General features: G+C 51.5%; 24 protein-coding genes, 2 tRNA genes and 1 other RNA gene (1 of these 27 cut by a window edge). 6 read left to right on the forward strand and 21 right to left on the reverse strand.

Features of this window, described 5'->3' with window-relative positions; all coding sequences use genetic code 11:
* From RHOM_RS13935 to recR, 4 genes are all read right to left on the reverse strand, one after another.
* Window positions 1-1391: the 5' portion of a LysM peptidoglycan-binding domain-containing protein gene (locus RHOM_RS13935; RefSeq protein WP_014080935.1), read on the reverse strand. Its footprint begins 112 nt before the window's first position; the window shows 1391 of its 1503 coding nt (coding positions 1-1391); it begins with the start codon at window positions 1389-1391; the stop codon falls past the left edge of the window.
* Window positions 1392-1625: 234 nt separating this feature from the next.
* Window positions 1626-2576, reverse strand: coding sequence for a transketolase family protein (locus RHOM_RS13940; protein ID WP_014080936.1), 951 nt, complete (start codon window positions 2574-2576; stop codon window positions 1626-1628).
* A complete protein-coding gene (locus RHOM_RS13945; RefSeq protein WP_014080937.1) occupies window positions 2564-3400 on the reverse strand; it encodes a transketolase in 837 nt (278 codons plus the stop codon). Before RHOM_RS13945 ends, RHOM_RS13940 begins: the two co-directional genes overlap by 13 nt.
* Before the next feature lie 84 nt (window positions 3401-3484).
* The gene (gene recR / locus RHOM_RS13950) at window positions 3485-4081 is read right to left on the reverse strand and encodes a recombination mediator RecR (protein ID WP_014080938.1); all 597 of its coding nucleotides are present in this window, start codon (window positions 4079-4081) and stop codon (window positions 3485-3487) included.
* Between the two features lie 161 nt (window positions 4082-4242).
* Between recR and RHOM_RS13955 the strand changes: the two genes are divergently transcribed.
* Window positions 4243-5013: a DUF6062 family protein gene (locus RHOM_RS13955; RefSeq protein ID WP_014080939.1), complete on the forward strand. Its 771-nt coding sequence runs from the start codon at window positions 4243-4245 to the stop codon at window positions 5011-5013.
* 291 nt (window positions 5014-5304) lie between these two features.
* Here RHOM_RS13955 and RHOM_RS13960 read toward each other — a convergent pair whose 3' ends face one another.
* The 4 genes from RHOM_RS13960 to RHOM_RS13975 form a co-directional block, all read right to left on the reverse strand.
* Window positions 5305-5655 (reverse strand): YbaB/EbfC family nucleoid-associated protein, encoded by a 351-nt coding sequence (locus RHOM_RS13960; RefSeq protein WP_014080940.1) that lies wholly within the window; start codon window positions 5653-5655, stop codon window positions 5305-5307.
* A 72-nt stretch (window positions 5656-5727) separates the two neighbouring features.
* Complete coding sequence (gene dnaX / locus RHOM_RS13965) at window positions 5728-7311, reverse strand: DNA polymerase III subunit gamma/tau (RefSeq protein WP_014080941.1); 1584 nt, start codon at window positions 7309-7311, stop codon at window positions 5728-5730.
* Between the two features lie 14 nt (window positions 7312-7325).
* On the reverse strand, window positions 7326-8399 hold the full coding sequence (locus RHOM_RS13970) for a 6-phosphofructokinase (RefSeq protein WP_014080942.1): 1074 nt from the start codon (window positions 8397-8399) through the stop codon (window positions 7326-7328).
* A gap of 146 nt (window positions 8400-8545) precedes the next feature.
* Complete coding sequence (locus tag RHOM_RS13975) at window positions 8546-8824, reverse strand: acylphosphatase (RefSeq protein WP_014080943.1); 279 nt, start codon at window positions 8822-8824, stop codon at window positions 8546-8548.
* 146 nt (window positions 8825-8970) lie between these two features.
* Here RHOM_RS13975 and RHOM_RS13980 point away from each other — a divergent pair.
* A tRNA-Ser gene (locus RHOM_RS13980) sits at window positions 8971-9056 on the forward strand.
* 279 nt (window positions 9057-9335) lie between these two features.
* On the opposite strand, the gene RHOM_RS13985 is transcribed toward RHOM_RS13980, so the two are convergent.
* Window positions 9336-9409 (reverse strand) — tRNA-Pro (locus RHOM_RS13985).
* A gap of 64 nt (window positions 9410-9473) precedes the next feature.
* Entirely contained in the window at window positions 9474-10208 is a 735-nt protein-coding gene (locus tag RHOM_RS13990) for a GDSL-type esterase/lipase family protein (protein WP_014080944.1), read from the reverse strand.
* Between the two features lie 119 nt (window positions 10209-10327).
* On the opposite strand from RHOM_RS13990, the gene RHOM_RS17745 reads away from it, so the two are divergent.
* On the forward strand, window positions 10328-10483 hold the full coding sequence (locus RHOM_RS17745) for a hypothetical protein (RefSeq protein ID WP_014080945.1): 156 nt from the start codon (window positions 10328-10330) through the stop codon (window positions 10481-10483).
* Between the two features lie 31 nt (window positions 10484-10514).
* Here the strand turns inward: RHOM_RS17745 and RHOM_RS14000 are convergent, their stop codons facing one another.
* The 9 genes from RHOM_RS14000 to tadA all read right to left on the reverse strand — a co-directional run bounded on the left by RHOM_RS14000 (window position 10515) and on the right by tadA (window position 18417).
* A complete protein-coding gene (locus tag RHOM_RS14000; protein ID WP_014080946.1) occupies window positions 10515-11324 on the reverse strand; it encodes an EcsC family protein in 810 nt (269 codons plus the stop codon).
* Window positions 11325-11339: 15 nt separating this feature from the next.
* On the reverse strand, window positions 11340-12080 hold the full coding sequence (locus RHOM_RS14005; protein ID WP_014080947.1) for a GTP pyrophosphokinase: 741 nt from the start codon (window positions 12078-12080) through the stop codon (window positions 11340-11342).
* 154 nt (window positions 12081-12234) lie between these two features.
* Window positions 12235-13443 carry a UTP--glucose-1-phosphate uridylyltransferase gene (locus tag RHOM_RS14010; RefSeq protein ID WP_014080948.1) on the reverse strand — a complete coding sequence of 403 codons (1209 nt, stop codon included), beginning with the start codon at window positions 13441-13443 and terminating at the stop codon, window positions 12235-12237.
* Between the two features lie 22 nt (window positions 13444-13465).
* Window positions 13466-14332, reverse strand: a complete 867-nt coding sequence (locus tag RHOM_RS14015; RefSeq protein WP_014080949.1) for a YitT family protein — start codon at window positions 14330-14332, stop codon at window positions 13466-13468.
* Window positions 14333-14450: 118 nt separating this feature from the next.
* On the reverse strand, window positions 14451-15788 hold the full coding sequence (locus RHOM_RS14020) for an MATE family efflux transporter (RefSeq protein WP_014080950.1): 1338 nt from the start codon (window positions 15786-15788) through the stop codon (window positions 14451-14453).
* An 80-nt stretch (window positions 15789-15868) separates the two neighbouring features.
* Window positions 15869-16852, reverse strand: coding sequence for a phosphate acetyltransferase (gene pta / locus RHOM_RS14025; protein WP_014080951.1), 984 nt, complete (start codon window positions 16850-16852; stop codon window positions 15869-15871).
* Window positions 16853-17060: 208 nt separating this feature from the next.
* Complete coding sequence (locus RHOM_RS14030; protein WP_014080952.1) at window positions 17061-17561, reverse strand: hypothetical protein; 501 nt, start codon at window positions 17559-17561, stop codon at window positions 17061-17063.
* A gap of 69 nt (window positions 17562-17630) precedes the next feature.
* Window positions 17631-17895, reverse strand: an RNA gene (gene ffs, locus RHOM_RS17120) — signal recognition particle sRNA large type.
* Window positions 17896-17937: 42 nt separating this feature from the next.
* Window positions 17938-18417: a tRNA adenosine(34) deaminase TadA gene (gene tadA, locus RHOM_RS14035; RefSeq protein ID WP_014080953.1), complete on the reverse strand. Its 480-nt coding sequence runs from the start codon at window positions 18415-18417 to the stop codon at window positions 17938-17940.
* Window positions 18418-18514: 97 nt separating this feature from the next.
* Here tadA and RHOM_RS14040 point away from each other — a divergent pair, with 97 nt between their 5' ends.
* Window positions 18515-19108, forward strand: coding sequence for a GNAT family N-acetyltransferase (locus tag RHOM_RS14040; protein WP_014080954.1), 594 nt, complete (start codon window positions 18515-18517; stop codon window positions 19106-19108).
* Here RHOM_RS14040 and RHOM_RS14045 read toward each other — a convergent pair.
* Complete coding sequence (locus RHOM_RS14045; protein WP_014080955.1) at window positions 19093-20184, reverse strand: DUF6128 domain-containing protein; 1092 nt, start codon at window positions 20182-20184, stop codon at window positions 19093-19095. The two genes, RHOM_RS14040 and RHOM_RS14045, sit on opposite strands and share 16 nt — an antisense overlap.
* 173 nt (window positions 20185-20357) lie before the next feature.
* Between RHOM_RS14045 and RHOM_RS14050 the strand changes: the two genes are divergently transcribed.
* Together RHOM_RS14050 and RHOM_RS14055 are read left to right on the forward strand one after the other, a co-directional pair.
* Window positions 20358-20753 carry a Fur family transcriptional regulator gene (locus RHOM_RS14050; RefSeq protein ID WP_014080956.1) on the forward strand — a complete coding sequence of 132 codons (396 nt, stop codon included), beginning with the start codon at window positions 20358-20360 and terminating at the stop codon, window positions 20751-20753.
* A 111-nt stretch (window positions 20754-20864) separates the two neighbouring features.
* Window positions 20865-21407 (forward strand): NADH peroxidase, encoded by a 543-nt coding sequence (locus tag RHOM_RS14055; RefSeq protein ID WP_014080957.1) that lies wholly within the window; start codon window positions 20865-20867, stop codon window positions 21405-21407.
* Window positions 21408-21510: 103 nt separating this feature from the next.
* Here the strand turns inward: RHOM_RS14055 and RHOM_RS14060 are convergent, their stop codons facing one another.
* Window positions 21511-22077, reverse strand: a complete 567-nt coding sequence (locus tag RHOM_RS14060; protein WP_014080958.1) for a transglutaminase-like domain-containing protein — start codon at window positions 22075-22077, stop codon at window positions 21511-21513.
* Between the last annotated feature and the right edge of the window lie 98 nt (window positions 22078-22175).

Below are 22175 nucleotides of genomic sequence, written 5' to 3' on the forward strand. Positions count from 1 at the left end.
ATTCCCACAAGGCTGTCTCCCTTCTGCACATCATAATATCCCTGCGACAGATACATCTGCGCCTCGGTCTGCACTGCTGCCGCCTGCACATTCTCCGCCGATGAGTTTCCGGCAGCTGTCGTCGTGCCCTGGGTCTGTACCGCCGCCGGGTCCCCGTCCGTGGATGGCGTGCTCTGCGTCTGCGCCTCCACCGACGTGCCCGCTGCGTCTGCGCATGCCTGTCCACCGGCTGCCGCCGTATCCCCCGCAGTTTCCGATCCCGCTGCAGTTCCTGCTGCTGCATTTGCCGTTGCATTTTCCGCTGGCTCTGCTGTCCCCTGTGCCCCCTGTGCCTCCTGCGCCGTCTCCGCCTGCTGCGCCGCAGAATCTTCCTGCGTTCCCGCCGCTTCCGCAGACAGTTCCTGTTTTTCGACATTCCCCATCACCGTCTCTACCGCCACAGACGGCATCCGCTCCGTCTCTTCCGTCTCCGTGTCCGCCGTCTGCGCTTCTGTCACATACCGGGTTCCCTTCATCTGCGCAAGCGTCTGTTCCATATCCACCATCTTTTCATGATTCAGATATGCGGTCACACCAAGCACACACACAACCGCCCCCAGCAGAACTGTGGCTGCATACGCGGGTCTTTCCTGCTTTTCCTGCCGACCGGCATCCTGCTGTACTCTCCTGCGGTAAAGACCACGGTACACCCCTGTACCTTCCTCATTTTCCGGCATTTTCGCCATGTCCGCCGCCACTTCCCGCTCCCCGGCGCTTACTGGCACTGCCGGTTTTGGCTTCTCTTCCCCTTCCACATCCATTTCCCGGTAAAATTCCTTTTCCTCTTTTTTCCAGAGGTCGTTCTCCTCTGGCACCTGCCTGTGCTGGTAATAAATGTAAAATCCATCTCTTCTGTACAGGTGCCCGTTCCGGCTGCCGTAGACCGCCTCCTCACATTCCAGGCTGTCCATCAGAAAAAGAATCTGGCGCTTTCCACCGAAGTTCCGTTGATGCAGCGCCTCCAGGTGCGCCGTCATATTGGGGAGCTGTCCCTTGATATCCAGCGCCCATCCTACAATCACGAACGGATCATGCTCCGGCTTTAACTGCTTATATATGTACGCCCACGTGTGATCGTCCCAGACCGGAATATCCCGGTCAAACAGGATTTCATTCAACGGAATAACCGCTTCCACAAACGTGCACTCTCTGCCCATGCAGTTCTCAAATTTTCCCAGCAGCACATATGCCGTTTTTTCTTCCACGCCGCCATGCGGATGCATTCTGCGGTACACGGTATCTTCCACATAAATCCGTTCCCCTGCATCCGGCGACCCGATCTGTTTGATTTCTCTTGGCAGTTCCCTCTGTACCTTCTCTTCCGTCTGTTCCTGGTGAATAATCTCTATCATGCCACACGATTCCCCTTTCCGCATCCGGCTGCGCATCCGCGCAATACACGCACATGGATTTTACAACCTTTTCTCGGGGAAATCGTACCACAAGCCCTCTGCATATTTTGAAATATTATGGGCTTGTCCGAAAAAATGTTTCGACAGCCTTCCGTCTCTTCTGCCAAAATCTTTCCCGGCATTACAAAAGCCGCAGGGAAGCTACAATCCCCGCGGCCTTATCTGCGTTTTTCTCTAATTCTGTTTTACAAACGCCTTTACTTTCTCGTAGATGCTCTGTGCATCCAGTCCATACTTTTGAATCAGTTCCAGAGCCGGACCGGACTCTCCGAACACATCGTTGATACCGATCTTCATGACTTTCGTCGGCTGCTTCTCAGAAAGGATGTCGCATACGGCACTTCCCAGTCCGCCGATCACGGAATGTTCCTCGATCGTTACCACTTTTCCGGTCTTCGCTGCGGACGCAAGTACCAGCTTTTCATCCAGCGGCTTGATCGTATGGATGTTGATAATCTCCGCATCAATACCGTCTGCTGCCAGAAGCTTCTCCGCCTCTCTCGCCTCGTTCACACACAATCCTGTTGCAAATACCGAGACATCTTTTCCCTCTTTTAACACAATTCCCTTGCCGATCTCAAACCGGTAGGTCGCCTCGTCATTAAATACCGGAACCGCCAGTCGTCCAAAACGCAGGTACACCGGTCCCACGTGATCATACGCCGCATGCACTGCCGCACGCGCCTCCACATCGTCCGCCGGATTGAGCACGACCATTCCCGGGATCGCGCGCATCAAAGCCAGATCCTCCAGGCACTGATGGGTCGCTCCGTCCTCACCCACGGAGATTCCCGCATGGGTCGCTCCGATCTTCACATTGAGGTGCGGGTAACCGATCGAGTTGCGCACCTGCTCGTAATTTCTGCCCGCCGCAAACATCGCAAAAGAACTGATAAACGGAACTTTTCCGCAGGTTGCAAGACCTGCCGCGATTCCTGTCATATTCGCCTCTGCAATACCGATGTCCCAGTGGCGCTCCGGAAATGCCTTCTTAAAAATGCCGGTCTTTGTCGCACCTGCCAGATCCGCGTCCAGCACGATCAGATCTTCATGCTCTTTTCCAAGTTCTACCAGCGCGTTGCCGTAACTCTCTCTGGTTGCAATCTTCTTTCCTAATTCTGACATAATGCTGCACCTGCCTTTTCCAGATCTTCCATTGCGATCTTATATTCATCATCATTCGGTGCTTTTCCGTGCCAGTCAACGGCATTCTCCATGAATGAAACACCTTTTCCCTTTAATGTCTTTGCGATAATCGCCGTCGGCATTCCCTTGGTCGCCCGCGCCTCCGCAAAAGCCGCACGGATCTCGTCAAAATCATTTCCGTTGATGTTGATCGTATGGAAATTGAACGCCTCAAACTTCTTGTCGATCGGGTACGGAGAACATACCGCGTCAATGGAACCGTCAATCTGAAGGTTGTTGTTATCCACGATCACCACCAGATTATCCAGTTTCTTAAATCCTGCCCACATGGCAGCCTCCCAGATCTGTCCCTCCTGGATCTCTCCGTCACCGCAAAGTGCATATACACGATAGTCTTTCTTGTCGAACTTTCCTGCTGCAGCCATTCCCACTGCCACCGAGAGTCCCTGTCCCAGAGAACCGCTCGACATATCCACGCCCGGAATATGCTTCATATCCGGATGTCCCTGCAGATATGATCCTGTGTGACGCAGCGTTACCAGATCCTCCTTCGGGAAAAATCCACGCTCTGCAAGCGCAGCGTAAAGTCCGGGTGCCGTGTGTCCCTTGGACAATACAAACCGGTCACGATCCGCCATCTTCGGATTCTTTGGATCAATGTTCAGCTCCTCAAAGTACAGATATGTGAAAATATCTGCCGCCGAGAGTGATCCGCCCGGGTGTCCCGCTTTTGCACTGTGCACCGCAGTTACAATGCTTTTGCGAATTTCATTTGCTGTCTTTTGAAGTTCCAGATTCGTCATGTCGTGTCATGGTCCTTTCTTATATCTGATTGTCATCCGTCCGACCCAGATGCCGGACAGTCGCATCCCTTTCTCATGCGGTCACTACAGTTCCGTGCGCCCCTCAAGCGCGCGCAGAAGCGTCACCTCATCAATATATTCCAGATCGCCGCCCACCGGCACACCGCTTGCAATCCGCGTAACTTTTATACCGGTCGGTTTGATCAGTTTGCTGATATACATTGCCGTCGTCTCCCCCTCCAGGCTGGAATTCGTCGCAATGATGACCTCATCCACATCCTTTTGCAGGCGCTGCATCAGTTCTTTGAGTTTGATGTCCCCCGGCCCGATTCCGAGCATGGGTGAGATCGCGCCGTGCAGCACATGATATACTCCGTCATACTTCTGTGTCTTCTCGTATGCCGCGAGATCCCTCGTGTTCTCCACCACCATAATGACCTTGTGGTTCCTGGAACTGTCGCTGCAGATCGGACAGATTTCCTCATCTGTCAGCGTAAAACATTCCTTGCAATACCGCACATTCTGCTTTGCGTCCAAAATCGCAGAAGAAAGCTCCTCCACCTGCTCCTTTGGCATATTCAGGATATGAAATGCCAGACGCTGTGCAGACTTCGTGCCGATTCCCGGCAGGGCGGATAATTCCTGTATTAACTTGCTGATCTGTCTGCTATAGTATTCCATTCTCTCCCTCAAACTTCCTGTCAACACTGCCGGGCTTTCCCTGCAGCCTTATATATATTACTTGATAACGCCGCATTTTACAAGGCGGTTTTGATTTTTCTTCCTCTGGTATGCTATACTGAATTTATTCACAGATTGTATGAAAAGAAACGGAGATTACCATGAAAGAAACGATTGCAACCATCCCTTTGATGAATGCCTTCCACGCAGACGACGAATGCCCTTTCTGCTACCTGGAACGCGAGGCCGAGCAGCATGCCATCTCCTTCATCCTCGGCTCTGCCTATATGGAAGATGATATCCGTGCCAAAACAGACGCCACCGGTTTCTGCCGCCACCACTTCAAGATGATGTACGACTACGGCAACCGGCTCGGCAACGCCCTGATCTTAAGCACACACTTAAAAAAGCTGAACCAGGAGCTCGACGATGAGCTGGCACATTTTACGCCCGGCAAATCCAGCTTTATCAAACGCATGAAGCACACGGATGTCTCATCCGGGAATGCGCCCAAAACGCCTCTCGGCGCATGGATCGCCGCTAAGACCACCGACTGCTATGTCTGCGACCATTTCCATCAGATCTACGGCCGTTATCTGGATACTTTTTTCGACCTGTATAAGAAAAATGAGGAATTCCGCGCACTTTTTGAAAAAAGCAGGGGATTCTGCCTGCCGCACTTCGGCGACCTGATCGAGGCAGCCGAGGACAAGCTGACCGATGACGAGAAAAAAGAGTTTTATCCCAAAGCCTTCTCGATGATACAGGACAATCTCGACCGGCTCCAAAAAGAAGTGTCCTGGTTTGTTGAGAAAAACGACTACCGCAACAAGGACAAGGACTGGGGCACCTCCGCCGACAGCATCCAGCGCGGCATGCAGAAGTGCGCCGGCGGCTATCCCGCCGACGAGGTATTCAAGGCAAAGCTCTGAGCACCATGTGCCCCCACGCAGGTTGCTCTTGTTTCATGGCACTGCCGCATCAGATAGACATTGCCGTCTGCTGATAAGCAATGTTAAGAAGCACGTCATACTGATTTCAGGCAGAAATGCCACATTTTTTGAACAGAATTTCCATATGCATTCTGCCTGAAAGCAAAAGTCGTGATCTTCTCATCGCCTTGCTTATCAGCAGACGGTATTTACCCGCTAAAGCTGCAGTGCCATAAAACAAAACTGCACCCGTACAGCGCGATCGCCACACAGGTGCAGTTATAAATTCTATTAGAATGGCATTCCGCCAAGTCCGCCCATGCCGCCGGTAATCTTTGCCATGGAACTCTGGGAAAATTCGTCTAACTGACGGTAGGCCTCGTTTGTCGCCGCCATGATCAGATCCTCCAGCATCTCGATGTCATCCGGATCCACAACCTCCGGGGAAAGCTTTACTTTCGTTATCTCATGCTTGCCGGATACCGTCACTTCCACGGCACCGCCGCCCGCTGCCGCGGTCACTTCCTTCTCCTCTAACTCCTTCTGGGCCTCTTCCATCTGGCGCTGCATTTTCTGCGCCTGCTTCATAAGGTTATTCATATTACCCGGCATACCGCCCGGGAATCCACCTCTTTTTGCCATGTCTGCTTCCTCCTGCTTTTCTCTTAGGACTGTTCCATCTATCATAATATAAATTGTGTGATTCGTCCAGCTTTAAAAATCCTCTTCCTCGATGTCCATCTGGATGAGCGCGCCCAGATCCGGATAGACCTCGTCACTGGCATGCCCCGTGTCGTTTAACTTCACCAGAATCGCAACCTCTTTGCCAATCCGATCCGCCGCTGCCGCTTTTAATGCGTCCTGGCAATCCGAACGGTTCTGCTCGACGTACTCGTAAGCGTTTTTGTCATCGAACACCAGCATCAATTCCCCGTTCGGTCCGAGCGACCGGGTCGCCATCTTAAGATACGTCTTTGTCACGCCGGTAAGCTGCGATAAGATGCCGCCCCAGTTTGTCAGCACCTGCTTCACATCCTCCGGAATCGCCTTGGGCAGTTCTGCCTTGGGCAGCGAGCCTCCCTGTGCCCCCTGCGCGCTTCCACCTACGCCCTGCCTGGCACTCCCCGGTGCCGCCATCACAACACCTTTTTCCAGTTTCTTCTCCAGGCTGTCGATGCGGTCCACCAGGGACGTGTAATCTTTTTCCATTTCCGGTTTACATAACTTAATTATCGCAATTTCAATCAGAATCCGCTTCTGGCTGGCATATTTGATCTGGCCGCCAAGCTCCGAGAAAATGCGGATATAGCGCATCAGAATATCGGCGTCCACCATAGACGCCTCTTCCTTCAGGAGCGCCAGATTTTCCGAAGAGATGTCAAGCACATCCTCCATATCGTCCGAGCTTTGCACCAGCATCAGATTGCGCAGATACCATGTGAAATCCGTGACAAACTGCCCTAACTCCCGTCCTTCGATCACGAGCGTCTCCACGGTCTGGATTGCCCCCGTGATATTTTTATCGAGGATCTGTCTGAGCAGGCGGCTGAAAATCTCTGTGTCGACTGCTCCGAGCGTATCCAGCACTTTGTCGTAAGTGAGCTCCTGTCCCAGGTAAAAAGCGATACACTGATCCAGAAGGCTTAACGCGTCACGCATCGAGCCGTCTCCCGCCTTGGCGATATAGCGCAGCGCCCTGTCCTCCACCGTCACCTGCTCCGCATCCATCAGTTCCCGCAGGCGGGCAGTGATCGTGTCGATCGAGATTCTGCGGAAATCATAGCGCTGGCACCGTGATAGAATCGTGATCGGAATCTTGTGCGCCTCGGTGGTCGCCAGAATAAAAATGACATACGCCGGCGGTTCCTCCAGGGTCTTAAGCAGTGCATTGAACGCTCCTATGGAAAGCATATGCACCTCATCGATAATGTAGACTTTGTATTTTCCTTCGGTCGGACGGTACTCCACCTCCTCGCGGATCTGGCGGATGTTGTCGACGCCGTTGTTGGAAGCCGCATCGATCTCAATCACGTTCATGGAATTGCCCGCCGCAATCGCCCTGCATGTCGGACATTCCCCGCACGGACTCCCGTCCACCGGATGCTCACAGTTGACCGCCTTCGCAAAAATCTTGGCAATCGTCGTCTTTCCCGTTCCTCTGGTTCCGCAAAATAGATAAGCATGTCCGATTCTGTCTGCTTTAATCTGATTCTTTAACGTTGTTACAATATGATCCTGTCCTTTTACATCGTCAAACTCCTGCGGACGGAACTTACGATATAATGCCTGATATGACATGCTTTTCCCTCACCTTAATCTCCAAAGCTGATTCCAATCCGCTTTGCTTCTTTTATCATCTGGTCGTTCGGATCGACCGTTTTTAATTTGCCCGCCACGTCTCCGAGCGGTACATATTTGATCTTGCCATTGACCATGGCAACCATGTTGCCGTAGTTCTCGTCCATGATCGCTTTTGCCGCCGCCGAACCGAGTCTCGTGCAGAGCACACGGTCATACGGACATGGGCTTCCGCCGCGCTGTGTGTGACCCGGTACAGTCACGCGCACCTCGACGCCGGTCTCCTTGAATATACGGTCTGCAATCTCGTAGGAAACAGACGGATATTTCCGCTTTGCCACTTTTTCCTTGTACTCTTTCTTGGAGAGCGCCGCATCCTCCTTGGAGATGGCTCCCTCGGCAACCGCAAGTATGGTAAATCCTTTTCCTGCCTTCGTGCGCTTGTTGATCGCGGCAATCACTTTCTCGATGTCGTACGGTATTTCCGGAAGCAGAATAATATCCGCGCCCCCCGCAACGCCAGCATAAAGCGTCAGCCAGCCGACTTTATGCCCCATGACCTCAACAATAAAGACGCGGTTGTGGGACGCTGCCGTCGTGTGGATACAGTCAATGCAATCTGTGGCGATATTGATGGCACTCTGAAATCCGAATGTGACGTCCGTCCCGTAAATATCGTTGTCGATCGTCTTCGGCAGATGGATAATATTTAACCCCTCTTCCCGAAGCAGGTTCGCCGTCTTCTGTGTTCCGTTTCCTCCGAGGATCACCAGACAGTCCAGGTTGAGCTTGTGGTAGGTCGCCTTCATCGCCTCCACCTTGTCCAGTCCGTTTGCATCCGGCACACGCATCTGCTTAAACGGCTGTCGCGATGATCCGAGAATCGTGCCGCCTTTCGTCAGAATACCGGAGAAATCCGCGGATGTCAGCAGCCGGTAGTCCCCGTAAATCAAACCTTTATAGCCATTCAAAAAACCATATACTTCCAATTCATCCACGTTCTCGCTGAGTCCTTTAACAACACCGCGCATGGCAGCATTCAATGCCTGGCAGTCTCCGCCACTCGTCAACATACCGATTCTCTTCATCTGCTTCTCCTCCTGTTTCCGTCTTTTCGTACCATCCGTTCATGGTCTGTGGGTCCGCATCCGGACCGCAGTTTTTCTATATAGAATATTACCCTCTTCGACGCCATTTTGCAACTGTGTTTCACAGCACCAGCGCGCCGCAGCGCCTAATAGCGCACGGAAAATGCCCGCTCCTCTTCGTTTAATTCGAGTTTCTGCCGGCTCACTCTGTCCAGATAAATATAGGAATCCTCCCTAAGGCGCGCAATGATCTCGTCGATCGCCTCCCGTCTCCCCTGCAGTTCTGCCGAGACGCTTCCATCGTACTCATTTCTGACCCATCCCGTCACATCGTAGTGTCTTGCAAGCTGTGACATCCGGTAGCGGAATCCAACGCCCTGCACGCTTCCCTCAAACCGAATTGCTTCCCGTGTCTTATTTTCCATACCTTACCCTCCTGTTATGCTATAAAAATAGTATCTCCCGAAAAAACTTATTTCAAGACTTTTCGCGAAAGCATCTTGCAAAATAAACCAGATATGATATACTAATCGAGTGTCTCACAGTAGAATCCTCTGTGATCCATTCATTCGGAGACGTATCGAAGCGGTCATAACGGGGCGCACTCGAAATGCGTTAGCCCTCCGGGGCACGCGGGTTCGAATCCCGCCGTCTCCGCTGTCACAAAACCCGGCAGAATCATAAATTGATTCTGCCGGGTTTTTCTATGCCTTTCTTTTTTCCTAAAAACAAAGTGTGCGCTTGCCGCACACTTGCGCCCCAGCGGTATGCAAAGCATTATGTACCTCACCGCGAGCTGCACATCCCCGCGGAACGTTTTTGTGTAATAGGAACGAAGTTTCCTATTACATAAAAAAGAGACACCGCAATATACGGTCTCTCTCTTTCTTAAGCCGCCAGACGGATCGCTCCGCCTGCCGTGCCCCTGCCAAGGAATCGGAGTAACAGGATTTGAACCTGCGACCTCACGGCCCCCAGCCGTGCGCGCTACCAAACTACGCCATACTCCGTTTCAGATGAATGGATTCATTATATCATATTTTTTGTAATTTTTGAAGCCCTTTTTTAACCGCGTCACCACACGCCCGCATTCCGGTCTGCCCGGATCTGATCCGCAACCATCTGCGCAATCAGCGCATATCCTTCCTCGGTCGGGTGAATTCCATCCACGAAATATTCCGGGTGATCCTGCGTCAGCGCGTAGAGATCCAGCGTTCCGCAGCCCGATTGCTCCGCGATGTCCGGCACAAGGTTCCGGATCTCTCCTCCGATCACATCATTGTTAATCCCGTATAGGATCTCTCCCTCCTCCGCAGGAAATGCTTCCGGCGGTGCCATCAGATACAGATACGGATGTCCCGGCAGATTGTGAAGTTCGTCAATCAATGCAAGATACTGTTCCTCATACCTCTCTGCATCCCAGTATTTCTGTTTGGAATCGTTGGTTCCCAGCATAATAATCACCACATCCGGGGACTGCGCCTCTATCACGTTCAGATACCCCATGTTGCGGTAGCTTTTACGGGAAAGATCCTGCAGGGTTGCTCCTCTCACGCCGTAATTGAAAATGAGGTAGCGCGGGCCAAGCCGGATTCCTAGCTGCGCCGGATACGACTTCGTCAGCCGTTCCTCATCCTCCAGACCGCTGCCGTATGTGATACTGTCCCCAATACAGTATATGATCTCTGTTTTTTCGTATTCCTTTTCCCGGATGTTCTGTGCGTCTGTCAAAACAACTGCTGCCGTCAGGAAAAATGTCAGAAATACCGCGCGCACACGCCTGATCCGGCAGTAAATTTTCTCATTCATACTCTTATTCCATTCCACTTTTTCTCCACTATCATACCACCTTTACGGCATTTTTTACACATAAAAAGCTCTCCGGATGCTCATACTTTTTCTGAAGTATGAAAAAGTGAGGTAATCTTATGGCATCTTATGTATCTCCCGAGATCCGCGACCGGTTTGATACCCTGTCTGCTGATCTGAAAAATCTGATTCTGGAACGGAATGTCTGTCTCAACAACATGTATGACCTGATTCATGTTCTTGAGGATATTGTCGCAGAAGGGGAAGCCGAATAACGGCTTCCCCTTCTGCATGCCATCCGCAAACTTATCCTGCCGGATGTCTCTTTTCTTCCCCGGTCTTCCTCTTTGTCTCAAGAAAACGTCTTTTATATTTAACTGCTGCATAATCGCTGATGCGCTTCTGATAAACCATATCGGAAACTCCACCGACCATACCGACTACCGGCAGTCCCTGCACGAATTTCAGATACAGCAGTTCTCCCGCCAGTGCATCCGATGTGCGCCGGATCTGCTCGTTTCTGGAAACGGAAAACGTACGCTCCTCACGCATCCACAGATTCAGCTCCATATTGTTCTGGGCAAGCTGCTCGCCGTGCGACAATGCCGTCTCGATCAGCTTTAATATGAAGATCTGCTCCTCCTGCGTGTCATACGTGTATCCGTAGCTGAGTGCGACCTCGTAGATACTTTTCAACAAAACACCGAGGAACAGCGGTATATCCGGCAGACCCAGACCGAAAAATCCCATGCCGACACCTTCCACCGCCGATACCGCCAGATTCAGGTTCCGGCTGGCACCCGCCTCTCTCCCGAATGCCCGCAGGGCATGTCTCGTGTCGCGCACCTCTGCGGCGTAAGCATTGATCTTATAATTCTGCTCCTTTTTCTCCTTCTGGCAGGTCTTCTCTATCACCGGCGTTCCCTTGTCAAAGATCAGTTCAAACGCTTTGTAAAAAGCGGTGTGCAGAGTCGCCTCCAGCTTCTGTGGCACATAGCGCGTGATCTTCTCCTGCCAGCCCGCCGTCCGCGCCGGCATGGCATGGCGCAGAAAGCGCTCCTCTGCCTTGACAACTGCTGCCCATTCTTTTTCGACCGGATTCTGTTTCTCTCTCATCGCCCGCGCCTCCCCTTATGCTTCCAGTGTACGGTTCATGATCTCCATTTTCTCCTCCGCCTCGTAAATGAGCCGGCTGCATTCCTTTAGTTCCTCGGAGAAATTCTCCGTCTCCGTCTGATACAGACACTTATATTTGATGTCATGCTCCAGGCTTGCCCACAGATCCATCGCCAGCGTGCGGATCTGCAGTTCCACCGGCACCAGCTGCTTTTTGTTCATAAAATATACCGGCACCCGGATGACCATGTGAAGACTCCGGTAACCGTTCTCCTTCGGCGTCTCTATGTAATCCTTGATCTGCATAATCATAACATCATCCTGCGCCATCAGACGGTCGCGGATCAGATAGACGTCCTTGATATAAGAGCAGACAACACGGATTCCCGCGATGTCGTAGATGTTGTTGCAGGCAGCCGACAGCGTCAGATCCAGATCCTTCTTCTGGAGCTTGCCCAGAATACTCTTCGCCGACTTCAGGCGGGTGTCAATATGGTGGATCGGACAGCGCAGCTTCCGGTACTTGAACTCGTCCTCTATTATCTCAAGCCTTGCCGTCGTTGCACACATCGCCGCATTGTACATGCGCAGGATCGGATCGATCGTCTGTGAAAACTGGTCCTTCATATCTGCGATCCGTTCCATGCTGTCATCCATCGCCGCACGCATCGGCACCAGATCCCGCACCGCGATCACATTCTCCTGTGCGGTCACCTCTTCGATTTCTATTTCCTGCTGCTTCCCCTGTTCCTCCAATTTATAAAAACCTCCATTGTCTGTTTTCCATCATCAGGTATTATTATATCAGACATTCATGAACCCGCCGTTAAATCCCCATAAAATATTTATTAAATCTTCTGCAGCGCCAAAAACGGACGGACTTCCCGCCGGGAAGCCCGTCCGTTTTATGTTACAATTCGATGCCGCAGCCCTGCATAAGCTCGCGGGCGCTGTCGAGCGAATCCACGCCGTGCAGATTCTTGATCGGCGCAAACTCCCGCTTTCTGTCGACCTCGTAAGGAACGCAGTCCGCCATCATGTGTACCATATCGAGGACAAGTGTCTCAAACTTGTATCCGTTCGGTGCATCCGGCTTCACCAGGCTGCCGGATTCGTCCATATACGGAATCTTCTTCTCTACCACATGGATCGGCATATGTGCATCCGCGATCTCCTCCAGACGCTTCTCGGAAAAGACGTAGTTTAAGATCACACCAAATCCATAGAGCAGGTCACCATTTGCCTTCCGCGCGGTCGCCATCTCCTGTGTCATCTCATAATACTCCGCGATCGATGGCTTGCCGTCCTCGGTACAGAGCACCCCCACTTTCTCATCCGGCGCTGCCTTTCTGACAACCTTCGCGCCGCTCTCACAGCCGTAGGCAATCGTTGCACCGATGAACAGCGGGTCTGCGATTCTCTGCAGGCAGTTGTCCACAGCAAATACATTGATCCACTCAATCCCGTGGGAACGGATGTCGGAGAGCAGCCCTGCATTCACCATGGAACCAAACCAGCCACCATTGCCGTTCGGGGACATGGCAACCCTGGTACGGGACTCCATATATACGCGCCCCTGATGATCACAGGCAGGTTCCATCTCCTGCACGAAAAATTTCACATACTCCTTCGGGTAACCAAAGTAACTGTGCTCCTCAAAAAATGCCTGCGTGTCGTCATGGTTGATGTTGCTCGTCATGATATAAAGCGGAACATACGCGCCGGCTTCATCCGTCACGTCCATCAGGTTACGGATGAGCTGCTGAAACAAAAACAGCTCCCGGTGAATCCCGATATTGAGTGTTCCCTTCGGTCTGTCCAGTCCGAGACGCGTTCCCTGTCCCCCCGCCAGAAGAACCGCTCCGACTTTTCCTTCCCGGATCGCCTTGATGCCGAGTTCCCGGAACTCGTCCCTGCGCCGCTCAATTTCTTCCGTCTCAACCGCCTCAAGCGGTGCGAATACGCCCCGCTCGTTCACGGTCTCCTTGCGCTCAATCTGCTCTAACACAGACCAGTCGATCGCATCCAGCTGTGCCTTCAGCGCCTCGTTCTCCGCCTCTGAATTCTTCTCCATGGCAGCACGGATATAGCACTGCCTTTCGTCTTCCCAAATTTTCATAAAAACCTTTCTCCTTTTACTATCAATTAAACCCGCGGAATCCCTTGCCGATGATCTCACTGCTGTTCGTGATAGCAATAAATGCGGTCGGCTGGTGGATGCGGATGTAATTACGCAGTTCTACCGCCTGGGAGCGCTTCATAATGGTGATAATGATCGTCTTCTGGTTGTGCTCATATGCCCCCTCGGCTTTATAGATCGTTGCACTGCGGTGCAGCTCATTCGTGATAAAATCACAGATTGGCTCCGGATCATTGCAGATGATCGTAAAATACTTGCACAGGTTGATACTTTCAATGACATTGTCCACAACGAGCGACTTCGCCAGAAGTCCGCAGAGCGAACAAAGTCCCGTCTGTGCATCAAACACAAAACACGAAGCTATGACAATCCCCAGATCCACCAGAAACAGCGCGCCTCCGATGTTCAGCTTCGTATACTTTTTAAGGATCATGGCGATAATATCCGTACCGCCTCCGGATGCTCCGATATTGAACATGATCGCCGCACTGAATGCCGGCAGCACAATCGCATACATCAGTTCCAGTACCGGTTGCGTCGTCAGCGGATGCTCCATCGGAAACCACACTTCCGCAAGGCTTAGCCCCACAGACATCAGCACGCTCACATACACGGTGCGGATGCCAAAGCTTTTCCCGAGGAAAATAAATCCTACCACCAGCAGCACCATATTGATGATAAATGTGATATTTCCCGGAGTTGCCGGCATAACGGCACTTAGGACAACCGCGATACCCGTGACTCCGCCAAACGAAAAATTATTCGGGAACTTGAACACATAAACGCCCACCACCAGAATCAGCGTGGCAACCGTCAGAATCACATATTCCTCCAGCGTACGTTTTACTTTTCCCATATTCTTGTACATTTCTTCAAAATCCTCATCATCTGAACGTATTTCTCTGATATTCTACCGTATTTCCCGCAAAAATGAAACTGTATTATCAAAAAATAAGAAAATATTAGGAATCAATTCCCTTGCGGCGTCATACAACGCGCTTTTCCAGCCACCTGCCACGCCGGTAGCGGATCACGAAAAGCAGCGTGCGGAACGCCCAGTCCACATACATGCCGATCCATACACCGAGCACGCCAAGTCCCATCGTTCCGGCAAAAAAGTAACTGCTTGCCACGCGGAAAACCCACATGGAAAAAACGCTGACCTCCATCGTATACTTTGCATCTCCTGCGGCGCGCAGCACATTCGGAAGGGTAAAACTGAGCGGCCAGATCAGCGCCGCGCAGACCGCGAAACTTACCAGAAGCTGTGTGGCAATCCGTGCCGCTTCCGCCGATAACGCAAAGCAGGCAATGATTGGTTTTACAAGTGCAAACAGTGCCAGATCCGCCAGCACCATTCCCGCATAAGCCAGACCAAGCAGACGCTTGCTGTAGTATTTCGCCTGTTCTTTTTCCCCGGCTCCTATGCATCTGCCAATGACCGTCACGATCGCAAGTCCGATCGCAATCCCCGGAATATTGGCAAATCCCGCCACACTGTTTGCAACCGCATTCGCCGCGATTGCCGCCGTTCCAAACGTCGCGGTCAGACTCGACACCAGAAGTTTTCCAATCTGGAACATTCCGTTTTCCACACCGCTCGGAATACCGATCTTTAAAATTTTTCCGATCACATCCCTCTGCGGCTTCATACAGCCCGGTGTCGCAATGCACAGCGGGTTGTCCTTCCTTGAGAGCAGCACAACCATGACCAGCGCCGATACAATCCGCGCCGTGAGCGTTGCAAGCGCTGCGCCCATCACGCCCATCTTAAGCCCGAAGATCAGCACCGCGTTACCACCGATATTGATCACGTTCATGACCAGACTTGTATACATGCTGACCTTGCTGTTTCCGATTGCCCGGAACAACGCCGCTCCCGCGTTGTAGACGCCCAGAAACGGGTAGGATATGGCGGAAATGATAAAATAAATCTCCGCATTCTGCATGACGTCCGCATCAATCTGTCCGAAAATTGCCCGAAGCAAAAAACGGTAGGACAGCAAAACCAGCACCATCACCGTCCCTGCGGACACAAGCATGATAAGCATCAGCTGTCCGGCGGACAGTTTTGCCCTCTCCGGCATCTTCTTGCCGATATACTGGCTGCACACCACAGCGCCACCGGTTGCAAGTGCCGATAGGATCTGGATCAGCAGCGTGCTGATGCTGTCCACTAACGACACACCCGACACCGCTGCTTCGCCGCACGAGGAGACCATCAGCGTGTCAAACAGCCCGATGCTCAAAGCAAGTGCCTGCTCGATAATGAGCGGTACAATCAGTTTTTTCAAATCTTCTCTGGTAAAAAGTAATGCTTCCATTTTTCCCTCAAAAAAATGTGGCACAGCGTCACGCCATGCCACAAATGACTGTCATTCTATTGTTCTGTGCAGTGTCCGGATTATGCCAGTGCAGCCGTGATGATTGCCATGGAATATACCTCGGAAGCGTTGCATCCGCGGGACAGATCGTTGATCGGCGCATTTAAGCCAAGCAGGATCGGACCATATGCCTCGAAATTACCAAGACGCTGTGCAATCTTGTAACCGATATTTCCGGCGTTGATGTCCGGGAAAATAAAGGTGTTTGCATGTCCTGCCACTTCGTTGCCCGGGCACTTGGTACGTGCAACACGCGGGGATACTGCTGCATCAAATTGTAACTCGCCCTCGATCGGAAGAGACGGATATTTTGCCTTTGCCTTTGCTGCTGCATTGCGCATCTTGTCTACATCCTCACCCTTGCCGGAGCCTAAGGTAGAGTAGCTTAAGAATGCAACCTTCGGATCTACACCGAAGATCTTCGCACACTCTGCAGACTCGCCTGCGATCTCAACCAACTCATCCTCAGTCGGATGAATGTTGATGGCACAGTCACCCATTGCAAGAACCTCGTTCTCACCGGTTGCAGACGGACGAACCAGAATGAAGCAGGAAGATACGATGGAGTTGCCCGGCTTTGTCTTAATCAGCTGTAATGCAGGACGTACCGTATCTGCGGTAGAGTAGGTTGCTCCGCCAAGAAGTGCATCAGCAACGCCCATCTTTACAAGCATGGTTCCGAAGTAGTTTGCCTGGGACAGAATGCCCTTTGCCTGCTCCGGTGTCACACCTTTGCTCTTTCTGAGTTCACAGAACAGATCTACCATCTCGTCAAATCTGTCATAGTTTGCCGGATCAATGATCTCAGCGCCACGAATATTGAATCCGCTCTCCTCAGCAGCCTTAAAAATCTCATCCGGGTTACCAACCAGAATCGGGTGCAGGAAGGTACCTGCCAGTAATCTGGATGCTGCCTCTAAAATACGCGGGTCATTTCCCTCTGTAAAAACAATTTTCTTTGGATCTTTCTTCAAGATATCGATCAACTGACCAAATCCGAACATAGTATACTCTCTCCTTTGACAATGTGTTTAATGTAAGCGCTTACTTCCCGTATTCATGCGGGCTGCGCCACCGTTATGCTTTTATTATATAGCGCTTTTTACAAAAAGCAATGCTTGTACGAAAATAAATGCATGACGGGTTGTGCTTTTTGTTAGTCATCTCTAACTCCCAGCATACAACACCGTCATGCATCTGTCAATCAATGTGCTATTTTTCCCCAGCGCCTTTGCTTCCTTCTGCATTTTTCTCTGCATCCACGTGCTCCGCCTGTGCTGTCCCGCTGCTCTGTGACGCCTTTATCACGCCAAAAAGCTTCGGGACATGCTGGTCCTTGTCCGGTTTGGTCATCAGCATAAAACGCCGGAAAAAGAATAGAATACCGATACTGACCACCGAGAGCAGATCCTCGAGCGGCGTGGTCGTCTGCACAATCATGTGACGCGCGATCAGGAAAATCAGCACCTCAATGATATTCGCCGAACTCGGCTTGCAGAGCATCTTTAAAAACTCGATTCCGATGACAACGTTAAAAACGGCATCCAGATACTCCATAAACGCACCGGCTATCGTCCGGTGTTCCCAGTAGCGTGCCAGTTCCGGCACAAGCGTGATCATTGCCACCAGAATCCCTGCCACGACGGCTGCCGCCATCAGAAGCTCTAAGATCTCTCCGCCACGGTACAATATCCTTCTCGCCTTATCCCACATGGTATCTCTCCCTCTTCCCAAAAGTTATCTGTCAGAATCTTTATAAAAAACACTTATAAAACGCAAAATCCGAGCGCCTCACTTCGAATCCAAAACCATAAACGTTACCACCACAGTTAGCTCAGCCCAGGCACCCTCACGGCACACAAGAGCTTCTGCTTAGGGCTGCTCCATTCCTGACCTGACCCGGTTCACAGATTCCTGTTGCGTAAGACCCAGACGTCAACGCCACTTATGATGGGCAGCTTTACAGCTTACCTGATCCTCTGTTCGGCATCACCCCAACTATAGCGGATTGTTGGTACAGGGTACCGCTACCACCCCGGCTGCTCGGAGACTTAAGTATATCCTATCTGACGCCCGATTGTCAAGCATTCTACACGTTTTCACGCAGTCTCTTTTTCTTATCGCGCAGTTCCCGGAAGAAGCCGGAGAGCATCGTCGAACATTCCTCCTCCAGCACGCCCCTCTCGATCTCGACCTGATGATTAAACTGTGCCATCTGAAGCAGGTTCAGCACCGACCCGGCGCACCCTGCCTTCGGGTTCATGCTGCCGATCACGACCTTTTTCATGCGGCTCTGCACAATGGCCCCCGCACACATCTGGCACGGCTCTAGCGTGACATACATCGTGCAGTCTTCCAGCCGCCAGTCGCCGGTCTTTTTGCTCGCCTTTTTGATCGCAGTAAGCTCCGCGTGCGCCAGCGTATTTCCCTCTGTATTTCTTCTGTTGTAACCCCGCGCAATGATCCTGTCATTCTGGACGATCACGCAGCCGATCGGCACCTCCTCGAGTGCGTATGCCTTTTTTGCCTCGCGGATCGCCGCTTTCATATATTTTTCTTCCTGTGTCATGGACAGTTTCTCCAGAAATGCTATACTATAGTATAGACTTATTTTAGCCGATTTGATGCATTTTGTCGATGGAACATTTTCGGCAGAGGGAGTATGTATGAACTGCAACAACTATATTACCGGCAGTCTTCCTGTCCATACCATGTATACAACCGATCGCCTGATCTTAAAAATACTGACCCCTGATGACACGAACGAGGTTCTGGCTTTCCAGTGCCGCAACCGTGAGCTCTTTGAACGCTATGAGCCGACGCGTCCCCCCTATTTTCTGACTCCGGCGCACCAGCAGGCCATTCTAAAATGTGAGTATGATCTCGCACGGAAATGTGCATCGATCCGTTTTTATGTCTTCTTAAAAACCAACCCGCGGATCATCATCGGTACCGTCTGCCTGCACGATATTCTGCGCATGCCGTACTGCTGCAGCGAGATCGGCTACAAGTTCGACGCCGCATTCCAGCATCAGGGCTACGCCAGGGAAGCCGTGACAAAGGTTTTAAACATCGCTTTTACCGATCTTTCCCTGCACCGCGTGTTTGCCCGCGTGATGCCGGAAAATACTCCCTCTCTCCGGCTTTTGGAAGTCATCGGCTTCACTTGTGAGGGCACCGAATACGCCTGCACCCAGATTCAGGGAAAATGGGAAGACCACATCCGCTATGCCCTTTTAAATCCTTACTCTTCAATATAACGCACCCAGCAGCCAAAATGGTTGACCGGTTCCCTGCCTTCCCTGCGCTCACCCCCCGGGCCGGCGGCAAAGAATTCCGGGAAACCGAAAATAGCCGCCATCACGCGCTCCTGTCTCTGATATACTCCCGGCACGCCAAGGAACCACCGTTCCTCCGCCGTCCTGCCAAGCACCAGATACCGATAATTGAAAAATCCATGTAGCAGAAAGCTGTTGTTTCCCAGATACCAGTATTTTTTCGGCAGACTCCGCAGATCCTTTAATTCCAGCTGGATGCACTGCGTATCCCACTCCTCAAACAGAGCCGCCGGTTTGTGTTCTCTGCAGAGCTCCTCCCACACGGCATTCCAGTCGTATTCCGGGAACAGATTGCGCATGGGAAGCTCGGTGGCATGAATCGCCTCCGTCTCCTCCCCTGCCGCTGCCGTCTCCATTCCGGACCCGGACGGCACATCCTGCGCCATCCCTTTTGCCGCCATCCGGCTGTTCTGTTCCGACTGTACCGGGGCTGCTCCCCCCTGCTTTCTCTGCGCCATCTCTTGCGTCGCCGTCTGGCTGTTCTGTTCCGCCTGCGCCGCGGCTGCTTCCCGCACTTCTTTTTGCGCCGCAGTTTCTGCTGCCGCCCCTTTCTCTGCTGCCTTCTCCTTCGGCTCATCCGGCTGCCACTCCCGGAATCCGGACAGCCCCACCTTAAACGGAGCACCCTCGCGCCACCGGCTCATCAGAATCCGCTCTTCTCCGATGACAAAAAACAATCCCTCCATCTCTGTAATGCCATAAGGAGATGCTCCGACTCTGCCGCCTTTTAAGACAACGGCGCCATCGCCGCTTCCGTTCGTCAGCTTCATCTCACCGACCAGTACTCCGGTCACACCTGTTGCTTCCTTCCCGCCTGCCGCTTCCCGCTGGAACAGATACACTCTGCATGCCGCAGACGCCGCATAGACGCCGCGCAGATGAATCTCAATTCTTGCATCCTGTCCCCGGATCTCAATTCTCGCAAATCCGACATTGCTTCCCTTTTTTTCCTCCTCATAGGCATATATATATGTAACAAACCGCTTCATTCCCGCCATGGGTACTCCCTGATGCTTCTATCCTTATCTTCATATATATGCACGCATTCCATAAATAGAATCTTTTCAAAAAATAATAATTATTCCTATTTTTCTCTTGACAAATTCTTTCTGTACGTGTAAGATGATATCAGTAACAATTACTAGTTTTAAGGAAAGGATGTATCGCATCCATGCTGAAGTACAGTAAACAGCGGGAGTCTATCAAGAATTTTCTTGTAACCCGGTATGATCACCCTACCGCCGAGACCGTATATCTGAATATCCGAAGGGAGTTCCCGAATATCAGCCTTGGAACCGTCTACCGCAACCTGAATCTGCTTGCGGAAATCGGCGAGATCCAGAAGCTTTCCCCGGGAATCGGACCGGATCGTTTCGACGGCAACCCTACTCCACACTATCATTTCATCTGCCGCCATTGCGGCTGTGTGATGGATCTTACGGTGAGCGGCTTAGATCATATCAACATTCTTGCCGGTCAGGACTTTGACGGTGAGATTGAAGGGCATATTACCTATTTTTACGGCGCCTGCCCTTCCTGCAAGGCATCTGAAAAATGCTCATCCTGATCAGAAAATTGCAAAAAAGATATTGACAAAAGTTTTTTTGCAGTTTAAAATCAGTAACAGTTACTATTATTGATTCCAATTAAAATTTTTATAAGAAAAGGAGAATGAATTATGGCAAAGTATGTATGCACAGTATGCGGTTATGTTTATGAGGGAGATGCAGCTCCGGAGTTCTGCCCGGTCTGTAAGGCACCGGCCGAGAAGTTCAAGCTTCAGGAAGGCGAGAAGGTATGGGCTGCCGAGCATGTAGTCGGTGTTGCACAGGGCGTCAGCGAAGATATCCTTTCTGATCTGAGAGCAAACTTCGAGGGCGAGTGCTCTGAGGTAGGTATGTATCTTGCAATGGCACGGGTTGCACACCGCGAGGGATACCCGGAGATCGGAATGTACTATGAGAAGGCCGCTTACGAAGAGGCTGAGCACGCTGCAAAGTTTGCAGAACTTCTCGGCGAGGTGGTAACGGACAGCACGAAGAAGAACCTGCAGATGAGAGTTGATGCAGAGAACGGCGCTACTGCCGGCAAGACTGATCTTGCAAAGAGAGCTAAGGCTGCCAACCTCGATGCAATCCACGATACCGTTCATGAGATGGCCAGAGATGAGGCCAGACACGGCAAGGCTTTCGAGGGACTCTTAAAGAGATACTTCGGCTAAGTAAAACACCATCCATTATTTTACCAAAAGGGGTATGCATATTATATGCATACCCCTTTTTCTGGTGACGCCACAGCGCGTGTTTCCGAGCATTGCTCCGTTCCTATGCCAGATGGTTGATAAATGCGTTGAACTCCCGGAATGATACCCCTGCCGGCACGCCGGAAAAACAGGTGGTAGGACTCTCTTTTCCACCGCGTAGCTTCACATAATATTCCGTAATTGTCCGGAGCGCGGCTTCTTCTGTCGGATACTCATAAATTCCCTTTTGTTCTACATTCGGATGCTCCATGTGATATGTTTTTCCATTTTGGAAATACAAAAGAAAGCAGTGCATATGCTCCTCTTCCTCCAGATTTCCGTAATCATCCGGCTCAAATATCCGACAGCAGTACATCTGGTTCGGAATGCCGATTGCATCCAATAGTTCATGCATAAGTGCAACCTGTTCAATGCAGGTTCCGATCTTCTGCCGCAGGGTTTCCGTCACAGACATTGTCCGGTACAATCTCCGGAAATCTTTCATTTCGCTGGTATGCGTTCCTCCGTCTTTATCCTGCCATCCATATGCAATATTTTCATCGATCCATCTATAGATATCTTCCACTGTCTGAAGTTCTGGCAGCGGTGTTGCAGGCTTCATTTTTGTCTGAAGCAGGGACATGTCCATATCTGCTTCCTCCTGATCTATAATATTCTGAGAAAACCTCCGTCATTTTCTATCAAGTCCACAGATTTTCCGTTCCCATCCGCTTCCATATATGATAC

Source organism: Roseburia hominis A2-183 (genome assembly GCF_000225345.1).
Lineage (GTDB): Bacteria > Bacillota > Clostridia > Lachnospirales > Lachnospiraceae > Roseburia > Roseburia hominis.